The 17,421-nt window shown below is 43.0% G+C and carries 16 protein-coding genes; 9 read left to right on the top strand and 7 right to left on the bottom strand.

Going from position 1 to position 17,421, the window contains the following annotated elements:
- Positions 1-40 precede the first annotated feature (40 nt).
- The 3 genes from moaC to QWZ01_RS11695 are packed head-to-tail and all read left to right on the top strand — an operon-like array spanning position 41 to position 2,713.
- The gene (gene moaC, locus QWZ01_RS11705; protein WP_290323514.1) at positions 41-511 is read left to right on the top strand and encodes a cyclic pyranopterin monophosphate synthase MoaC; all 471 of its coding nucleotides are present in this window, start codon (positions 41-43) and stop codon (positions 509-511) included.
- Positions 492-1,658: an NTP transferase domain-containing protein gene (locus tag QWZ01_RS11700; protein WP_290323513.1), complete on the top strand. Its 1,167-nt coding sequence runs from the start codon at positions 492-494 to the stop codon at positions 1,656-1,658. The genes moaC and QWZ01_RS11700 overlap by 20 nt, the downstream gene beginning before the upstream one ends.
- Positions 1,658-2,713, top strand: a complete 1,056-nt coding sequence (locus QWZ01_RS11695) for a HesA/MoeB/ThiF family protein (protein ID WP_290323512.1) — start codon at positions 1,658-1,660, stop codon at positions 2,711-2,713. The genes QWZ01_RS11700 and QWZ01_RS11695 overlap by 1 nt, the downstream gene beginning before the upstream one ends.
- Positions 2,714-2,945: 232 nt before the next feature.
- On the opposite strand, the gene QWZ01_RS11690 is transcribed toward QWZ01_RS11695, so the two are convergent.
- From QWZ01_RS11690 to QWZ01_RS11675, 4 genes are all read right to left on the bottom strand, one after another.
- Positions 2,946-3,368 (bottom strand): molybdenum cofactor biosynthesis protein MoaE, encoded by a 423-nt coding sequence (locus QWZ01_RS11690; RefSeq protein WP_290323511.1) that lies wholly within the window; start codon positions 3,366-3,368, stop codon positions 2,946-2,948.
- A gap of 159 nt (positions 3,369-3,527) precedes the next feature.
- A complete protein-coding gene (locus tag QWZ01_RS11685; protein WP_290323510.1) occupies positions 3,528-3,770 on the bottom strand; it encodes a MoaD/ThiS family protein in 243 nt (80 codons plus the stop codon).
- A gap of 83 nt (positions 3,771-3,853) precedes the next feature.
- Positions 3,854-4,735 (bottom strand): class I SAM-dependent methyltransferase, encoded by an 882-nt coding sequence (locus tag QWZ01_RS11680; RefSeq protein ID WP_290323509.1) that lies wholly within the window; start codon positions 4,733-4,735, stop codon positions 3,854-3,856.
- A 7-nt stretch (positions 4,736-4,742) separates the two neighbouring features.
- Complete coding sequence (locus QWZ01_RS11675) at positions 4,743-5,102, bottom strand: VOC family protein (protein ID WP_290323508.1); 360 nt, start codon at positions 5,100-5,102, stop codon at positions 4,743-4,745.
- Positions 5,103-5,231: 129 nt separating this feature from the next.
- Here QWZ01_RS11675 and QWZ01_RS11670 point away from each other — a divergent pair, with 129 nt between their 5' ends.
- The 6 genes from QWZ01_RS11670 (at position 5,232) to QWZ01_RS11645 (ending at position 11,976) form a co-directional block, all read left to right on the top strand.
- Positions 5,232-5,549, top strand: coding sequence for a ferritin family protein (locus QWZ01_RS11670; protein WP_290323507.1), 318 nt, complete (start codon positions 5,232-5,234; stop codon positions 5,547-5,549).
- Positions 5,550-5,559: 10 nt separating this feature from the next.
- Complete coding sequence (locus QWZ01_RS11665; RefSeq protein WP_290323506.1) at positions 5,560-6,090, top strand: O-acetyl-ADP-ribose deacetylase; 531 nt, start codon at positions 5,560-5,562, stop codon at positions 6,088-6,090.
- Between the two features lie 58 nt (positions 6,091-6,148).
- The gene (locus tag QWZ01_RS11660; protein ID WP_290323505.1) at positions 6,149-6,718 is read left to right on the top strand and encodes a Crp/Fnr family transcriptional regulator; all 570 of its coding nucleotides are present in this window, start codon (positions 6,149-6,151) and stop codon (positions 6,716-6,718) included.
- Between the two features lie 68 nt (positions 6,719-6,786).
- Positions 6,787-7,824, top strand: coding sequence for an alpha/beta hydrolase family protein (locus tag QWZ01_RS11655; RefSeq protein WP_290323503.1), 1,038 nt, complete (start codon positions 6,787-6,789; stop codon positions 7,822-7,824).
- Positions 7,825-7,936: 112 nt separating this feature from the next.
- Complete coding sequence (locus QWZ01_RS11650) at positions 7,937-10,354, top strand: glycoside hydrolase family 3 N-terminal domain-containing protein (protein ID WP_290323502.1); 2,418 nt, start codon at positions 7,937-7,939, stop codon at positions 10,352-10,354.
- 392 nt (positions 10,355-10,746) lie between these two features.
- The gene (locus QWZ01_RS11645; RefSeq protein ID WP_290323501.1) at positions 10,747-11,976 is read left to right on the top strand and encodes an ROK family transcriptional regulator; all 1,230 of its coding nucleotides are present in this window, start codon (positions 10,747-10,749) and stop codon (positions 11,974-11,976) included.
- Positions 11,977-11,989: 13 nt separating this feature from the next.
- On the opposite strand, the gene QWZ01_RS11640 is transcribed toward QWZ01_RS11645, so the two are convergent.
- From QWZ01_RS11640 to secDF, 3 genes are all read right to left on the bottom strand, one after another.
- Positions 11,990-12,841 carry a hydroxymethylglutaryl-CoA lyase-like TIM-barrel protein gene (locus QWZ01_RS11640; protein ID WP_290323500.1) on the bottom strand — a complete coding sequence of 284 codons (852 nt, stop codon included), beginning with the start codon at positions 12,839-12,841 and terminating at the stop codon, positions 11,990-11,992.
- Positions 12,842-12,950: 109 nt separating this feature from the next.
- Positions 12,951-14,264 carry an NAD(P)/FAD-dependent oxidoreductase gene (locus QWZ01_RS11635; RefSeq protein WP_290323499.1) on the bottom strand — a complete coding sequence of 438 codons (1,314 nt, stop codon included), beginning with the start codon at positions 14,262-14,264 and terminating at the stop codon, positions 12,951-12,953.
- Between the two features lie 138 nt (positions 14,265-14,402).
- Positions 14,403-17,390, bottom strand: coding sequence for a protein translocase subunit SecDF (gene secDF, locus QWZ01_RS11630; protein WP_290323498.1), 2,988 nt, complete (start codon positions 17,388-17,390; stop codon positions 14,403-14,405).
- Positions 17,391-17,421 lie beyond the last annotated feature (31 nt).

Genomic DNA, 17,421 nt, shown 5'->3' with positions numbered 1-17,421 from the left:
AAAAACAGTTCAGACAAAATGAATAACAACAAATAACACCATGTTAACCCATATTGATAAACAAGGCAACCCATCTATGGTTGATGTTGGGGGTAAACAGGAAACCCACCGCACCGCCACAGCCCGCAGTATAATGGTTTTGCCCGATGAGGTACTGCAACACCTTGCTAATGGCGATTTGATAAGCAAAAAAGGTCCGGTATTTCAAACGGCTATTATTGCCGGTATCATGGCTGCCAAAAAAACCGGCGACCTGATTCCGCTTTGTCATCCTTTGGGTATGGATAATTGCAGCATCAATATTCAAGTTAATGAGCGGCAGGAAATTGTGATTGAATGTACAGCCAGCATTACCGCTAAAACGGGTATTGAGATGGAGGCATTGGTAGGTGCATCCATAGCGGCGCTTACCGTTTATGACATGTGCAAGGCCATGAGCCATGATATAGTAATTAAAGAAACCAAACTGATAGCTAAAACAGGAGGTAAACGTGACTTTAAACGAGCATAAAAAACACCTTAAACTGGCAAGGCCGGCTTCGGGCGTTTATGGCCGTAATGAGTGGTCGATAGTAGGAGGGCCATGTACGGTAATAAAATTGCTGGCCCATGATGTTATCGGGGCATTATCGCCGGTGTACAAATGCGCTTATGCAGATACATCTCACAATGATGATATAACGATGGTTCCTGGCAGGCTCACCAACGGCGCCATGCTTGATTATACCGACCAGATAAATTATCAGCAATATAATTTCCAAAACCCGGTGTTCCCTTACCAGCTAAAGCAAAACTTTGCCAATGCCGATCTGGTGCTGGTAAACGGTAACCATCAACAAGCCAAGGCACAAGTAGTTATTATCGATCTTAATAAAAGGGCATCGTTATTAAAAAGGCTTGAACAGTTAACCAACGTACAGTTGTTTTTATTGGCCGATAACGTTGATGAGATCTTTGATTTTATACAGGAAGCCATCCCAAACTGGCAGCAGATACCGGTTTACCGCTTATCTGACCGGGAACGGATCATTGGCTTTTTTGAAAGCAATCTGAAACTATCAAGGCCTGTTTTAAACGGTTTGGTACTTGCAGGAGGTAAAAGCCTGCGCATGGGTTTTGATAAGGGTAACGTGAACTGGTATGGTAAACCGCAACGCTATTACATGGCCGATATGCTTAAATCATTCTGTAATGAGGTGTTTATATCGGTAAGGCAAGGTCAACAGAGTGAGATAGACCCGAAATATGCGGCGCTTGAAGATACATTTACAGGGCTTGGCCCATTTGGGGCAATATTATCTGCCTTTAGGGAAAAACCTGATAATGCCTGGCTTATTGTAGCCTGTGATCTTCCGCTGATGGATGAGGCCACCCTACGTAATCTGGTAGCCTGGCGCAACAGCTCATCAACAGCTACGGCTTATCATAGCCCTGTAACTAACTTTCCGGAGCCATTGATAGCTATTTGGGAACCTAAAAGTTACCCAATATTATTATCGTTCCTGGCGCAGGGATATTCGTGCCCACGTAAGGTGCTTATCAATACCGATATTAACCTGTTAAATGCTCCCGACCCGGATGCTTTAACCAATGTGAACACTCCTGAAGAATTGGAACAAATAAAAAGAGTTATCCATCAAAAAACTGCTGCTAACTGATGAATATAGATATGTCAAGATATAGCTGCCAAATGGCCCTGCCAGGTTTTAGTGAAGAAAGCCAGCAGCTTTTGAGCCAGGCACGGGTGTTAATTGTTGGTGCCGGTGGTTTAGGTTGCCCGGCTGCTCAATATTTAACTTCAAGTGGTATCGGCACATTGGGTATTGCTGATTATGATGTAGTATCGGTAAGCAATTTACATCGCCAGGTGTTATATACGCCTGCGGATATTGGTAAAAGCAAGGTAGCCATTGCCTGCAAGCGGTTACAGAAACAAAACCCGGATGTAAAGCTGGTACCTCATATTGAAAAAATAACCTCGCACAATGTGTTAAGTATTATACAACAGTATGATATTATAATTGATGGCAGCGATAATTTTGAAACCAGGTATCTGCTTAACGATGCTTGTGTCATGATCGGTAAACCATTAGTATATGGCGCTATTTACCAGTTTGAAGGTCAGGTTGCGGTTTGGAATATGGTTTATGATGAAGATACACGATCGCCCAATTACCGTGATCTTTTCCCGAAGGTTGATGCCACCCAGATCCCTAATTGTACCGAAGGTGGAGTAATTCCTACTTTGGCTGGGATAATTGGCTGTATGCAGGCTAATGAAGTAATAAAATACATTACCAAAACAGGCGAACTGCTGGTAGGAAAAATATTAATATTCGACGGACAAAGCATGCAGAGCCGCGTTATCAAAATCGGCTCCGTTTCCAGAACCCCTGTGAGGGGACTTTCGGCAACGGTAGATATACCTGTGGTATCGGTACATGAGCTAAAGGAACGGATAGCTGATGATTCTGTTGAGCTGGTAGACGTGCGTACAGAGCAGGAGCGCGACGCTTTTGATATTGGAGGCACTCACATTCCACTCGATGAGTTGGAGGGCTACCTGGCCTTTTTTACAGACCCTAAGCCCAAAGTGCTTTATTGTGCAACCGGCAAACGCAGTGATGAGGCTGTAAAACTCATTCTCAGAAAAATACCCGGTGCCAATGTGTTTTCCTTAGCCGGAGGGCTAAAGGCTTATACGGAAGAATAGAGCCGATTTCGGATTTCGGATGTTCGATTTCGGATTTATAATATTAAAACTTTCATCTTGAGCGATAGCAAAGGATCTGTTAACGAATAGATGCTTCTGTGGGGCTATCCATGACAACTTACCGGGCACACTTACGAAGTTTTTAAGACTTCGTAAGTGTTTAACTGCATAATGTCATATTATCTTCAGAGTTCTTCGATTTTTTAAGCTCAGCTTGACAAGTTAGGGGCACTTAGGGATGCGCCGCTACCCAAACATCACCATCCTCAAAAGCTTCTTTTTTCCAGATGGGTACGGTTTGCTTCAGGGTATCAATAACATAACGGCAGGCATCAAAGGCGGCATCACGATGAGCAGCAGATACTGCTATAATAACAGGAACTTCGCCAATTTGCAGGGTGCCAGTACGGTGATGGATCAGTACTTTTTGTACAGGCCATTTTTCAAGAGCCTGCTTGGCTATCTTTTCCATTTCGCTGATGGCCATGGGCTCATAAGCTTCAAAATCAAGTTTAAAAACGGTTTTGCCTTTGGTTGCGTTACGTACGGTGCCAATAAACACATCAATACCACCAGATTCGGGCGACATGATCCAATCAATACAGGATTGAATGTTGAGGACCTCGGCCGAAAGAAGTATTTGAATATTTGGCATTTTAAAATGATTAATGGATAGTAAGAATAAAAATAGATTTATGGATGGAAGGAATATGGATAAAGGATTGTGGAAATATTGTTGTTTTTTATCCTTCAGTCCTTAATCCTTTATCCCCCAGTCCTAAAGTCTAAAAGTCCTAAAGTCCCCAGATCCAGCTTATCCTCCGCTAACAGGCGGAATTATGGCTATTTCATCACGTTCATGAATAGTATCACCGGGCAGGGCATATTCATTATTTACGGCAACCATGTACGATGCCAGTTGCTTTAAGCGCGGATACTGCTGCTCAAGCAGGTATTTTAAATTATAAATGGTGGCATCGTTTGTTAATTCAAGACTAACCTGTGAAGTCCCGAATATTTCCTTTGCTACACCAAATGCCAGCACATTGATCTTCATATCTCAAAATTATATCAAAATAGCTTATAAAGCATGCTAAAAATAAATTAATTGAGCACAAAATCTCAACTTACAGTTTAGGCTTAAGCAAGCTTTAAGCGCCATGACGCACGGATACGCCCGGTTTTTCCCAACTTATAAAGTTGCTCTGGCGATGCATTCGCACGCAAATGTTTTAATGAACCGGATGATTGATAATCAGGCTCGGCTTCCTTATCAATCAGGAAACCTTCGCTTTTAAAAAAGATTTCAGCTGCTTCAAAGCATTCAAACTTATTTTCTTCTATGCGGTGCTCCTCAAAAAAACGCTGTAGTTTATCATTGGTTGTGAGGCTGAGCAGGTTTTTGTCCGATTTAATATAGATATCAGCTGTTATCCAGTAACCGCCTCTTTTTTCAAGCACATTACGGATATTATGGCAAAGCTTTTTCTTTTCATTGGTATCCAGGTAAACCAGCAAACCTTCATTTACAATGGCAAGTTCGCCGCCCGGAAAGTGATTGGTAATAGTTGCAAATTCAGCTTTATCCAAAGCATTAAGGGGCAGGGTATGTAAATTTCCTTTTGGTATTGCTTCGTTGTGCATCAATAGCTGAAGCAAGTTTTGTTTGGTGGCTATCACCTCGGGTAAGTCAGTATCAATGTAATACACATCATTATTCAGGGCGGTATTTAAACCGCGGAAGGAAAAGCCTGAAGATAGTTCTAAAATATTTTTAACCGGCAGACCCGATAAAAGCTGGTTGATGCTTTTGTACCTGTTTTCAAAATGCAGCACCCTGGCCCAAAACACAAAGTTTTTAAGGTTAAAATCGGGTTTATATTTTTCAGGATAAATAATGAGCTCGGCAGCCTGGCGTGCAAATGGTATATCTGTTAAGCCCTTTAATAACAATAATGATCTGGCTGAAGGACTGATCGAACTGTAATCGCGGTCTTTAGGAAAGGTGTGATCCGTGCTCATGATGGCTTTAGTCAATGGACTGCTGAAAAACGATGCAAACTGTAGTCTCGTCAAGAACAGCAAATTCCCTTAAACCCCAGGGCTGCTCTTTGATCACCTTTAAATTAGGATGCAGCACTTCTGGATGGTTAGCTTTGATCTCATTATAAATGGCTTCAATATCATTGGTATCAATCCTGAATTCGGGCCTGTCGCCTATAGCAAAGTCTTCTTCGCTGGCTACCACCTGAATGGTCACCCCATCACGGGCAAAGATGGCAAAACCCTCTTCCTGATATTTGATCTCAAAACCAAGGGCGGTAAAAAATTGAAGGCCGACATTGATATCGTCATAAATAACTTTCGGAATTATTTTAACTAAGCTCATTTGGTTATTATTTGGTTAAATAAAGTTCAGCACTTTTATCCGCTAAAATAAGATAATCTGTATTTTTTCTAAATAGCTCTCCTATGAAACAAAACAGCTAAATAATGTTTTTATCATTAAAAAAACATTATGTCATTTGATCAGTATCACGAGCCGGCGCATGAGCTATCTGCCGAAACCAGAACTTTTGCCCGCATGATTGTTTCCCTAACCGAAGAGGCCGAGGCTATTAATTGGTATGAGCAACGCATTGCCGTTGAAACCGATAAGGCCGCCAAAGCCATTATGCAAAATGCCCAGCAGGAAGAGTTTAAACACTTTGGCATGGACCTGGAGTTTTTACTGCGCCAGAAACCTGTATGGCGAACCACGCTGCAGGCAATCCTGTTCCAGAAGGGTGATATTGTAAAACTTGCAACCAAGGGAGAAGAAGCCGCGGAAGAATAATAGTTACGTAATGACTACCGGGTGTATAAAACTGATTCAGGGCGACATCACCAAAATAAAGGCTGATGCCATTGTGAATGCTGCCAATACATCATTATTAGGTGGGGGTGGGGTAGATGGTGCTATACACCGGGCTGGCGGCAAGGCTATACTGGATGAATGTATACAAATACGCAACCGCCAGGGTGGTTGCAAAACCGGGGAAGCGGTGATCACAACGGCGGGTAATTTACCTGCCAGGTATGTGATACATACGGTAGGCCCGGTTTATAACAAAGGAGATCAGGGCGAAAATGAATTGTTGGCTTTGGCTTACCGCAACAGCCTTAAACTGGCTGCGGAAAATAAGGTTGAAACCATTGCTTTTCCTAATATCAGTACCGGTATTTATCACTTTCCAAAGGACGAGGCAGCCGCCATAGCTGTGGCAACCGTTAAGACTTTTTTAGCAGACGATGATATCATAAAACAGGTGATATTTGTTTGCTTTGATGATGAAAACTACATCATATACAGGCGTTTGTTAAATGAAGGATATTGAAATAAATGCACCAGTTGCTTTTATTGAGTAATAGGTAAATATTGTTTATGTTAGCGTAATGCACCCTGCGCTTAAAAAATATCTGGAAGGTAAAATTGTCCTCTCGGCAGAGGATGAGCAGCTGATAGATTCCTGCTTTAAATTAAGATCAGGTAAACGCAACGAAATTTTAATAGAAAAGGGAAGTATAGCCAGGCATTCATTTTTTGTGGTGAAGGGATGCCTCAGGGTGTTTTTAACAGATGCGGAGGGCAATGAATCAACCCGGTTCTTGATATTTGAAAACCACTTTGGCACGGCCTTTCCAAGTTTTATACAGCAAAAGCCATCTGTCGCGGCAGTACAAAGTTTGGAACCATCAGAACTATTGATGTTAAGTTACAATGACCGGGAATTATTACTCAGGGAAGTACCTGGTTGGGAAACCTTTTACAGAAAGGGAATTGAGCAGGATTATATAGCATCTATACAACGGATTGAAAGCCTTATAACCATGGATGCAAAGGAGCGCTACCAAATACTGCTGCAAACTCAACCCCAGCTTATTCAAAGACTTCCCGGAAAGATCATTGCCGATTATTTGGGCATATCACAGGAAACGCTAAGTCGTCTTAAATCAAAAAAATGATTTATTGACTATTGTCAATCTTTTTGGTTAAGGTATTAGCTTGTTTTGTATTATAAACCAAGTAATTAATGAAAAGCTTAATTATATCTGTATTTATCCTGACGGTATTCAGTCCATCTGCTTTTTCGCAGGCTGGTGTAAATAATATAGGCCAGCGCACGTTTCATTTTAAGGATCAAAAACGAAACAGGCCGCTTACTACCGAGGTTTGGTATCCTACAACTGATACGTTAAAACAAAGCGATAAAAAGTTTTCGCCATTTGCCCGTGCCAATACCGTGCGCGATGGTAAATTACCATCAACCAAACTGCCGCTGATCCTGCTTTCGCATGGTACCGGCGGTGGCAGGCTGAACCAGGAATGGCTGGCCGATACACTGGTTAAAAACGGTTTCATTGTTGCCGCCGTTGATCATTGGGGCAATACCTATGATAATAAAATAGGAATTGAATTTGCAAAGCCCTGGGAACGCCCGCAGGATATCAGCTTTATTTTAACCGCTTTGCTAAATGATGATGGGTTTAAAGCCGTTATTGATCCCGATAAAATTGGCGCGGCAGGCTTTTCATTCGGGGGCTATACTGTTATTGCCCTTGCCGGTGGAAAGCTTGATTTTGAAGCCTTGCGCAGTTATTTTAAGGCCAAACCAAATGAACTTAATGTGCCTGAGTTTCCAACCTTATCCAAATATCTCGACGATAGTACTTTACTGGCTGGGGCCAAAACATATCCTCCATTAAAGGATAATCGGATCAAGGCTTTTCTATCCATATCACCCGGACTTGGGGTTGGTTTTACAAGTAATAAGCAAATGAAGGATATTACAGGTGCTGTGTTCATCATAGGGTCTGAAAGCGATAGTATTGTGCCTGTTAAAACAAATGCTTACCATTTTCATGAATTGATAAAAGGTTCGGAGTATTACGTTAACAAAGGGAAAGTGGGGCATTATGTAATGCTTCCTGAAGCTATTGATGAGGTTAAGAAAGAAGCCCCGGTTATTTTTACAGATAATGTTTCCGTAAACAGGCACCAGATACACCGGGATGTTGATAGCCTGGCGATTAATTTCTTTAAAAAACAACTGCAAGCCGTTGGGAAATAATGCTGTCTTGATTTTATATCCATCGCAATCGTTTTCGTAATCTCCTGTTGAAGTTTCGGTTAAACTGTTAAGTATCTTATATATTTGAAATTATAACCGCAATTTCATCTAAATGAGAAAGAAGAATTATCTGCCCCGCCTAAGCATGGCATCTGTCCTTGTAGCCGGGCTCGCGCTCTCGGCAACGGCACAACAAAAAAATATATACCATAAAGGCTGGGTCGATTTTAATAAGAACGGCAAAATGGATGTTTTTGAAGATCCGCAGCAACCCATTGAAAAACGTGTTGCCGATTTGCTGAGCCAAATGACCGTTGAAGAAAAAACCTGTCAAATGGCCACGCTTTACGGCTACAAACGGGTTTTAAAAGACGAGATGCCCGTTCCATCGTGGAAAAACGAGGTTTGGAAAGATGGTATTGCCAATATTGATGAGGAACTTAATAACCTTACCTCAACTACCGATAAGGCATATACGCAATATTCTTTTCCTTACAGCAAGCATGCGTCGGCTATAAATACCATTCAAAAATGGTTTGTGGAAGAAACCCGCATGGGTATTCCCGTTGATTTTACCAACGAGGGTATCCATGGCTTAAATCATGACAGGGCTACGCCATTACCCGCGCCAATATCTATAGGCAGCACATTTGATAAACAGCTGGTACGTGAGGCCGGACAAACCGTTGGCCGCGAGGCAAAGGCTCTGGGCTATACCAACGTTTATGCACCCATACTTGACCCGGCCCGTGACCAGCGCTGGGGCCGTGTAGTGGAGTGTTACGGCGAAAATCCTTTCCATATTGCCGAGCTGGGCAAGCAAATGGTTTTGGGGATACAAGAGGAGGGTGTGGCATCAACCATGAAGCACTTTGCAGTATACAGCGTGCCTAAAGGAGGCCGCGATGGCAGCGCCCGTACCGATCCGCATGTGGCACCAAGAGAGATGTACCAGGTTTACCTGTACCCTTTTCGCAGGGTGATACAGGAAGCACACCCGATGGGGGTAATGAGCAGCTACAATGATTGGGATGGCGTACCCATAACCGGCAGCTATTACTTTTTAACCGAACTGCTGCGCCAGAAATTTGGCTTTAACGGTTATGTGGTGTCTGATAGTGAGGCGGTTGAATACCTGTTCTCTAAACATCATGTAGCTGCCGATTATAAAGAAGCGGTAAGGCAGGCGGTTGAGGCCGGCCTTAACGTACGCACCAATTTTACCATGCCGCAAACCTTTATTATGCCGCTGCGCGAGCTGATCAAAGAAAACAGGCTATCCATGAAGCTCGTTGATTCAAGGGTGGGTGATGTGCTGCGGGTTAAATTCCGTTTGGGTTTGTTTGATGATCCTTATGTGAAAGACCCTAAATCATCAGATAAAAAGGTGCACACCGTGGCCGATGATGCCATGTCGTTAAAAATGAACCGTGAATCGATGGTGCTGCTTAAAAACCAGGGCGATCTGTTGCCTCTGGATAAAAGCAAGCTGAAAAATATTCTGGTTACTGGCCCGCTGGCTGCCGAAAAAAATTATGCTACCAGCCGTTACGGCCCATCGCACAACCCGGTTACCAGCGTACTTGAGGGAGTTAAAAAATATGTTGGCACGGGTGCAAACGTAAATTATGTAAAAGGCTGCAATATTGTGGATGCAACCTGGCCCGAAAGCGAGATCATTGAAACGCCTTTAACCACACAGGAGCAGGCGGGCATTGATTCGGCTGTGGCACAGGCTAAGCAAGCCGATGTGGTGATTGCTGTGGTAGGCGAGGATGTGAATACTGTTGGCGAAAGCATGTCGCGCACGGGGCTGAACCTTCCCGGCAGGCAATTAAAGCTGATTCAGGCCTTGCAAGCTACGGGCAAACCCGTAGTTATGGTAATGATAAACGGACAGCCGCTTACCATTAACTGGGAAAACAAATACGTGCCTGCCATTTTAGAGGCTTGGTTTCCCGGCCCGGAAAGCGGCCGTGTTGTTGCCGAAACCTTGTTTGGCGATAACAACCCCGGAGGTAAGTTGCCCATTACCTTTCCTAAAACCACAGGACAAATTGAATTTAACTTTCCTTTCAAGCCGGCTTCGCAGGCAGGTCAGGGAGGAGATAACAGCTGGGGTAAAACCAGTGTAAACGGTGCCCTGTACCCCTACGGTTATGGTTTGAGCTATACTAAATTTGATTACAGTAACCTGCAGGTATCGCCGGAGAAAGAAAACTCGCAGGGCGACATTACCGTAACTGTGGATGTAACCAATACCGGCAGCCGCAAGGGCGACGATGTAGTGCAGCTTTATCTGAAAGATGAAGTGAGCAGCGTTACCACTTATGAGTACGATTTGCGCGGCTTTGAACGCGTAAACCTTGCTCCCGGCGAAAAGAAAACCGTGCAATTTACCCTACACCCGGACGATATGGCCCTGCTGGATAAAAACATGAACTGGACAGTTGAACCAGGCAAATTCATGGTCATGATTGGCAGCTCATCGGTTGATATTAAGCTGAAGAAAGAGTTTGAGGTGGAGTAGGGCTGAAAGCTATAGGCGAATGATAATAGGTAGATACTTTTGAATTAAAAAAGACTTCCGAAGTTTTTAAAACTTCGGAAGTCTTTTTTTAAGCTTTATTGAGTTGTGACTTATATTAAATAATACTTATATAATAGATTACATACTGCCGGCTCGGATTTATTTCTTGGATTTTTTAAGCAATATCATAATTAATGGAGCGGCTGACGATTTTAGACGATACCGCAGTATGTTTTTTTACTTTCCAAAGCAATTGTTTTAGTAATTTTGTCGGTTTACCAAACATTACTAACTGTGATAATTACAGTTGTAGTTAATTACTTTATTTATATTTTTATACAATTCAAAACACTAAGGCTTTGCCTGTTGTAAACCAGTTATTAAACTATTGAATGGAACTTGAGAATAAAGGTGTAAAGGGCAGCCAGCTAAAGAATATGATTATTAAAAAGCTTTATTTTAATAAAGCTATGTCATGCGCGGGGCTGAGCGAGTTGTTTGATAAAAGCATACCATCAATAGCTAAGGCTGTAAATGAATTAATGGACGAAGGCTTTGTAGTTGAGGACGGCTATGCCCCTTCAAGCGGTGGCCGCCGCCCGCTCATGTACTCTGTAAAGGCAAATGCCATGTATGTGCTGGCTATTGCATTGGATCAGCTTACGGCACGTATTCAGCTCTTTGATCTGCTGAACAACCCGGTTGCCGATATGTTCACATCTGAGCTGAAACTGCTGAACAACCCCGATGCGCTTGTTCACCTGATTGACTATATCAATACGTATATCAAAAACTCGGGTATTGCCAAAGAAAAAATTGCCGGTATAGGCATCGGTATGCCTGGATTTATCAACGTTACCGAGGGTATAAACTATACTTATCTTGATGCAGGTGGACAAAGCTTAACCGCCTATTTAACCGCTAAAACAGGTATCACCACCTATATTGATAACGACTCGAGCCTGATTGCGCTTGCCGAACAAAAGTTTGGCATTGCCAAAGCTCAGAACGAAGTAATGGTGATCAATCTGGGCTGGGGTATTGGCCTGGGGATGATCGTTAACGGTAAATTGTTCAGGGGTCATAATGGCTTTGCAGGCGAGTTGAGCCACATCCCACTATCTGAAGATGGGGCCCTTTGCGAGTGCGGTAAGCGCGGTTGTTTGGAGGCCGAGGCTTCTATGCTGGTAGTTGCTCAAAAGGCTATAGCGGGCATTAAACAGGGGCGTATCACCAGTTTAAAATATAATAGTAATGATCACTCTAAACTGATGGGTGATGCATTGCTCGAAGCTGCTAATAACGGCGATCAATTTGCTATTGAACTGCTGTCAGACGCGGGATATAAAATTGGTAAGGCCCTGGCTATATTGATCCATATCATGAACCCGGCAATTATTGTATTAAGCGGTCGTGGAGCCAAAGTTGCCAAGATATTAATGGCACCTATTCAGCAGGCCCTGCATAAATATTGCATCCCCCGGCTTGCCGGCGGTACCGAACTGCTGGTATCTGAACTCGGTTTTGATGCGGAGCTGATAGGTGCAGCAGTGCTGGTAATGGAAAACTTCGATAAAACTGTAAAAGCTAAAGTAGGCAAAGCAGCTAAATCAGTTGCATAGCAAATGTGCAGATTTACCCAAACACTTTAGCAGAGTAATCCATAGCTTCCTGAAATTTAGTTAAATTAAGCTGCAGGGGCTCGTTTTGTGATTGAAGGTATGCTATCAGGTTTTCGGTAGCGATGTTGCCTGTGAGGTCATCTGCTGCCATGGGGCAGCCTCCGTAGCCTTTTAATGCTACATCAAAACGTTTGCAGCCGCTTTTGTAGGCCGCATCTATTTTGGGTTGCCAGGAATTTGGTGTAGAATGCAGGTGGATGCCAAATTCTGTTTCCGGAAATTTATTGCAAAGGTCGGGGTAAATACCGCTGATCTGTTCGGCTTCGGCAATGCCGATGGTATCGGCAAGGGCTATGTTAATGATGCCTTCCCGGGTCAGGCGTTCTGTCCATTGTTCTATAATTCCGGTACCCCATTCATCGCCATAAGGGTTGCCGAAACCCATAGACAGGTATACAAGCAGTTGCTTGTTGCTGGCCTGGCACAGCTCTTTTATTCTTTTTACATTGTCAAAAGCCTGGGGCAGGGTAGTATTGGTATTGCGCAGCTGAAAAGTTTCAGATATGGAGAAAGGGTAACCAAGATAAGTGATCTCCTCATGTTTAACCGCCTCTTCGGCACCACGGTAATTGGCTATGATAGCCAGCAGTTTTGATCTGGTACTGCTCATATCCAGTTTTTGAAGCGCCTCAGCGGTATCCTGCAATTGAGGTATGGCCTTAGCCGATACAAAGCTCCCGAAATCAATAGTATCAAAACCTACCTGTAACAGCAGGTTAATATAGGCCGCTTTAATAGCTGTAGGTACAAAATCATGCAAACCCTGCATGGCATCGCGCGGACATTCGGTTATTTTTATGTTCATTAGGTTTGGAGTAGTGAGTTTGAGTGCTGAGTTAAAAAACAATAAGTTAAAACTCATCAATTTTACTAACAACTCAAAACTTATCACACTCAACTCATAACTCAAAAAACTAATCTACCGTATTGGGTAAATGTGCATCCTCAGTTAGCCCTTCACGTTCAAATTTGCGAATGATAAGCCTGGTGCCTCCATTATAGGTTATGTAGCTTGATACCCAGTTAATGAACACGATCACCTTATTACGGCCACCTAAAAGCGATATCAGGTGTACAAACATCCAAACCAACCATGCAAAAAATCCCTGAAACTTTATTTTACCCAGATCGGCAACGGCTTTATTCCGGCCAATGGTAGCCAACGATCCTTTATCATTGTATTTAAAAGGCGAGGTTGGTTCGCCGTTGATCAGTTGCATAATAGTAGTACCTACGTGCTGCCCCATTTGTATGGCTACCTGGGCCACACCGGGATGGCCTTTGGGTGTTTCTTTGGTTATCATGGCAGCGACATCGCCAATGGCAAATACATTGCTGGTGCCAATTACACGGCAGATATTGTCAGTTCTGATCTTGTTGCCGCGCTCAATCATATCCTCGTCAATGCCTTCGGGTACTACACCCATAACACCTGCGCTCCAGATCACGTTTTTGGTGCGGATCACCTTGCCTCCTTCAAATTTCATTTCATCGCCGTCATAGCTCTCTACCTTCATGCCTAAAAGTACTTCAACACCCATGTTGGTTAAAAACTGTTTGGCAGCATGTGATGCTTCGTCAGAAAATGGGGCCAATACCTTTGGTAAAAAATCAACCAGGTATACTTTCATATCCTCCTTTTTTAGCTCCGGGTAATCTTTGGTAAGGATATGGTTGCGTAATTCGGCCAGTGAGCCTGAAAGTTCAACACCGGTAGGCCCAGCGCCCACCAGCACAAAAGTGAGGTAGGGATCGCGTTCTTCTTTACTTGGTTTAAGCAAGGCCTCCTCTATGTTCTGTAAAATGGAATAACGCAGGTTAAGCGCCTCGGGAATAGATTTCATGGGCATCGAAAATTTTTCAATGTCCTTATTACCAAAAAAGTTAGTGGTGGAGCCTGTAGCAATTACCAGATAATCGTAGGCAACAGGACCTATGGTAGTATCTAAAGTGTTGCTGTCAGCATTTATTTTTGTAACCTCGGCAATCCGGAAACGGAAGTTTTTCTGACTGGCGAAATTTTTACGCAATGAGAACGCTATTGACTCTGATTCAAGGCTACCCATGGCAACCTGGTATAAAAGTGGCTGAAAGGTATGGTAATTATGCTTGTCAAGCATTAAAACATCAACGGGCTTATCCTTTAATTTTTTGGCTACCTCAAGGCCGCCAAAGCCTCCGCCTATAATAACTACCAGTGGGAGTTTTGAGCTGTTTGTTAAATTCATAGAGCAGGTTGTATTGTTTCACTACAGCATTACAACAAACGTGCCCCTTTCTATATCAACTACATAGCCTGCTATGTTTTAAAACAAAAAAGGCCCCAAATATGCTTTGGGGCCTTGTGAAGTATAATTGAAATTTAATTATCTCAGATCTTTTTTACCGAAGTCGACAATAACCGGCGTAGCTACGCAGATAGAAGAGTATGTTCCGAAGATCACACCGATCAATAATGCGAACGAGAAACCTTTAATTACGTCGCCACCAAATATGAACAACACGATCAGTACGAATACCACAGTTAACGCGGTAATAATGGTACGGCTCAGTGTGCTGTTGATAGCCTGGTTAATTACAACTTCCGGATCATCTGTTTTAGCATGGTGCAGTTCCAGGAACTCACGTATCCTGTCAAATACTACCACTGTATCGTTAATTGAGTAACCAATAACGGTCAGGATAGCCGCGATAAAGGCCTGGTCAATATCCAGTGAGAACGGAAGGATGCCACGGAATAAAGAGAAGAACGATAATACCAGCAGGGCATCGTGCGCTGTTGCAACCATCGCACCCAAGCTAAACTGCCATTTACGGAACCTGATCAGAATATAAGCCGATATAACAAATATGGCAAACAACACCGTGTAGATAGCTGATGTTTTTAACTCATCGGCAATAGTGGCACTTACTTTTGATCCACCTAAAATGTTTTTATCAGTGATCTTGGTTTCTGGTTTGCTGCTCAGTGTATTGATCAGCGCGGTTCTAACTTTGTTATCACCTGATATGGTGTTATCGCTGAACAAGTAGTTAGTAGTGATACTGAACTTGTCTTCGCCCATAGTTTTAACCTCAGTACTGCGACCTAAAGTAGCATCAACAGCATCATGGATAGCTTCGGTAGTAACTGATTTGTTAGGGAAGCTAACGATAAAGTTACGGCCACCTTCAAAATCCACACCGTAGCTAAAGCCGCGGGTAAATATAGAGATCAAACCGGCAGTGATGAACACACCTGAGAAGATGTAGAATTTGAAACGGTTTTTTACAAACTTGAAGTTGGCATTTTTAAATGTATGAGAGCTCCAAGGGTTTGAGAATTTGATATCCCAGCCTTTGTCAAGCATCCACTCAAATATAACCCTTGAAATAAGTAATGAACAGAACAATGAGGTAATGATACCGATCATCAATGTGGTAGCGAAACCTTGAATAGGGCCCGAACCAAAGATGAACAGGATTAAACCAGTTAAGAATGTACTGATCTGTGAATCGAGGATTGAAGGCAACGCGTGTTTGAAACCATCGGCTATAGCTATTCTTAACGATTTGTCAAGGGCAAGCTCTTCACGAACACGTTCATAAACCAATACGTTGGCATCAACCGCAATACCTAAGGTTAATACGATACCTGCAATACCTGGCAATGTTAAAACAGCACCTAAGCTGGTTAATACGCCCATCAGGAAAAATATGTTGATGATTACCGCTACCACCGCTACAGTACCTGCACGGTTGTAATAAGCGATCATGAATATCAATACAACTACTAAACCTAAAATACTTGAGGTAACACCGGCATTAATAGCTTCCTGACCTAATGACGGACCTACGATAGATTCTGACACGATGTGAGCAGGTGCCGGTAAGCGACCGGCTTTTAATACGTTGGCCAAATCTTTGGTATCTTCAATAGTGAAGTTTCCAGAGATAGAAGATACACCACCTGAAATTTCGTTTTGAACGGTAGGGGCAGAGTATACGTTATCGTCCAATACAATGGCGATAGCTTTTTTGTTGGTACCTGATGATGCTTCGGCAGTAATGGTGCGCCATTTTTCGGCACCTTGTGAGTTCATCACCATTCTTACTTCCGGGCTGCCTTTAGGGTCAACGTCAGAGTTAGCATCGTTGATCACATCGCCTGATAACACAGGGCCGTTTTCTGCTCCGGTTAATTTGATAGCGTATAAAGCAAATGCTTTCTCTTTAGCATCTTTCAAAGGTTTTACTTCCCAAAAGAATTTCACGTTACGTGGCACTACTGATTTTACATCGGCACTGTTCAGGTAAGCGTTAACCCTGGCGGTATCTTTCAATGGAGCGTAGCCAACAACCGGGCCCTGGCCTAATGCCTGCTGACCGTTTCTGTCGGTACCCAGGTTTAACTGCATAATTGAAAGCAGCGGGTGTTGTGATGCCAATTGAGTTTTGCTTGCCAATGAGGCAGCAGAAGTATCTTTAGCAGCGTTCTTTTGAACTTTGCTTAACAACGAACCGGCTTTAGCAGCAGTATCAGTTTTTGCAGCGGCAGTAGTAGCAGCTGTTTTTGATGAGTCGGCTTTAGCGGTTTTGTTTTTTGCAGCCAGTAGGTTGTCAATGTTGATCAGGTACTGGTAAGCTTCAGTGTTATCAAAAGTTTCATAAAACTCTAACTTGGCCGAACCTTGTAAAAGTTTACGAACACGCTCAGGCTCTTTTACACCAGGTAACTCAACCAGGATACGGTTTGAACTTTGCTCTAACTGGATGTTAGGCTGGGTTACACCAAACTGGTTGATACGGGTATTCAAAACGGTGTATGATTGTTTAACCGCAGTGTTTGCCTGATCTTTCAGGTAAGCCTGAACCTCGCTGTTTGAAGCGTTGTACTTTAAGTGATCCTGATTGTCTTTTGTTGAAAAGATAGCGGCAAGTTTACCGTTAGGATTCAGTTTCTCATACTCGCTCACAAATAACGCGATATAATCTTTCTGAGTAGTCTTAGCGTCAGCCTGCAATTTGTCAGCATTTTCCAGAGCCTGGTTAAATACCGGATCAGGGTTGTTGTTTGCGATTTTCCTTACCAGTTCGTCAAGAGAGATCTGCATGGTAACGTTCATACCACCTTTTAGGTCGAGGCCCAGTGCAAGTTCTCTTTGTTTTACGTACTGATAATTGTGTTTGAACAACGGATATACCGGTTGTGAAGACATAGAATCCAGATAAGCTTTTTCTTTCTCCGGATCACCCTTTGAATATACTTTGGCATCACTTTCAACTTTACGTGCCACCCACGTGAATGATAGCTGGTACAAGCATACCGCGGCTAACAGAATGGCAAAAAATTTAATAACCCCTTTACCTTGCATCGAATTTTTATATGTAATTAATTAGTTTATA

Origin of the sequence: Mucilaginibacter aquaedulcis (assembly GCF_030409325.1) — a bacterium.
GTDB classification, from domain to species: domain Bacteria; phylum Bacteroidota; class Bacteroidia; order Sphingobacteriales; family Sphingobacteriaceae; genus Mucilaginibacter; species Mucilaginibacter aquaedulcis.
The sequence above is the reverse complement of the archived record's forward strand: the minus strand, read 5'-3'. Positions and strand labels throughout refer to the sequence as shown.

What these genes read in the sequence shown, in the direction of transcription:
- QWZ01_RS11645 (WP_290323501.1), top strand. Translation starts at nt 10,747, where the DNA reads ATGGAACTTGAGAATAAAGGTGTAAAGGGCAGCCAGCTAAAGAATATG.
- QWZ01_RS11655 (WP_290323503.1), top strand. Translation starts at nt 6,787, where the DNA reads ATGAAAAGCTTAATTATATCTGTATTTATCCTGACGGTATTCAGTCCA.
- QWZ01_RS11680 (WP_290323509.1), bottom strand. Translation starts at nt 4,735, where the DNA reads ATGAGCACGGATCACACCTTTCCTAAAGACCGCGATTACAGTTCGATC.
- secDF (WP_290323498.1), bottom strand. Translation starts at nt 17,390, where the DNA reads ATGCAAGGTAAAGGGGTTATTAAATTTTTTGCCATTCTGTTAGCCGCG.
- QWZ01_RS11675 (WP_290323508.1), bottom strand. Translation starts at nt 5,102, where the DNA reads ATGAGCTTAGTTAAAATAATTCCGAAAGTTATTTATGACGATATCAAT.
- QWZ01_RS11640 (WP_290323500.1), bottom strand. Translation starts at nt 12,841, where the DNA reads ATGAACATAAAAATAACCGAATGTCCGCGCGATGCCATGCAGGGTTTG.
- QWZ01_RS11685 (WP_290323510.1), bottom strand. Translation starts at nt 3,770, where the DNA reads ATGAAGATCAATGTGCTGGCATTTGGTGTAGCAAAGGAAATATTCGGG.
- QWZ01_RS11695 (WP_290323512.1), top strand. Translation starts at nt 1,658, where the DNA reads ATGAATATAGATATGTCAAGATATAGCTGCCAAATGGCCCTGCCAGGT.
- QWZ01_RS11660 (WP_290323505.1), top strand. Translation starts at nt 6,149, where the DNA reads ATGCACCCTGCGCTTAAAAAATATCTGGAAGGTAAAATTGTCCTCTCG.
- QWZ01_RS11635 (WP_290323499.1), bottom strand. Translation starts at nt 14,264, where the DNA reads ATGAATTTAACAAACAGCTCAAAACTCCCACTGGTAGTTATTATAGGC.
- moaC (WP_290323514.1), top strand. Translation starts at nt 41, where the DNA reads ATGTTAACCCATATTGATAAACAAGGCAACCCATCTATGGTTGATGTT.
- QWZ01_RS11650 (WP_290323502.1), top strand. Translation starts at nt 7,937, where the DNA reads ATGAGAAAGAAGAATTATCTGCCCCGCCTAAGCATGGCATCTGTCCTT.
- QWZ01_RS11665 (WP_290323506.1), top strand. Translation starts at nt 5,560, where the DNA reads ATGACTACCGGGTGTATAAAACTGATTCAGGGCGACATCACCAAAATA.
- QWZ01_RS11690 (WP_290323511.1), bottom strand. Translation starts at nt 3,368, where the DNA reads ATGCCAAATATTCAAATACTTCTTTCGGCCGAGGTCCTCAACATTCAA.
- QWZ01_RS11670 (WP_290323507.1), top strand. Translation starts at nt 5,232, where the DNA reads ATGTCATTTGATCAGTATCACGAGCCGGCGCATGAGCTATCTGCCGAA.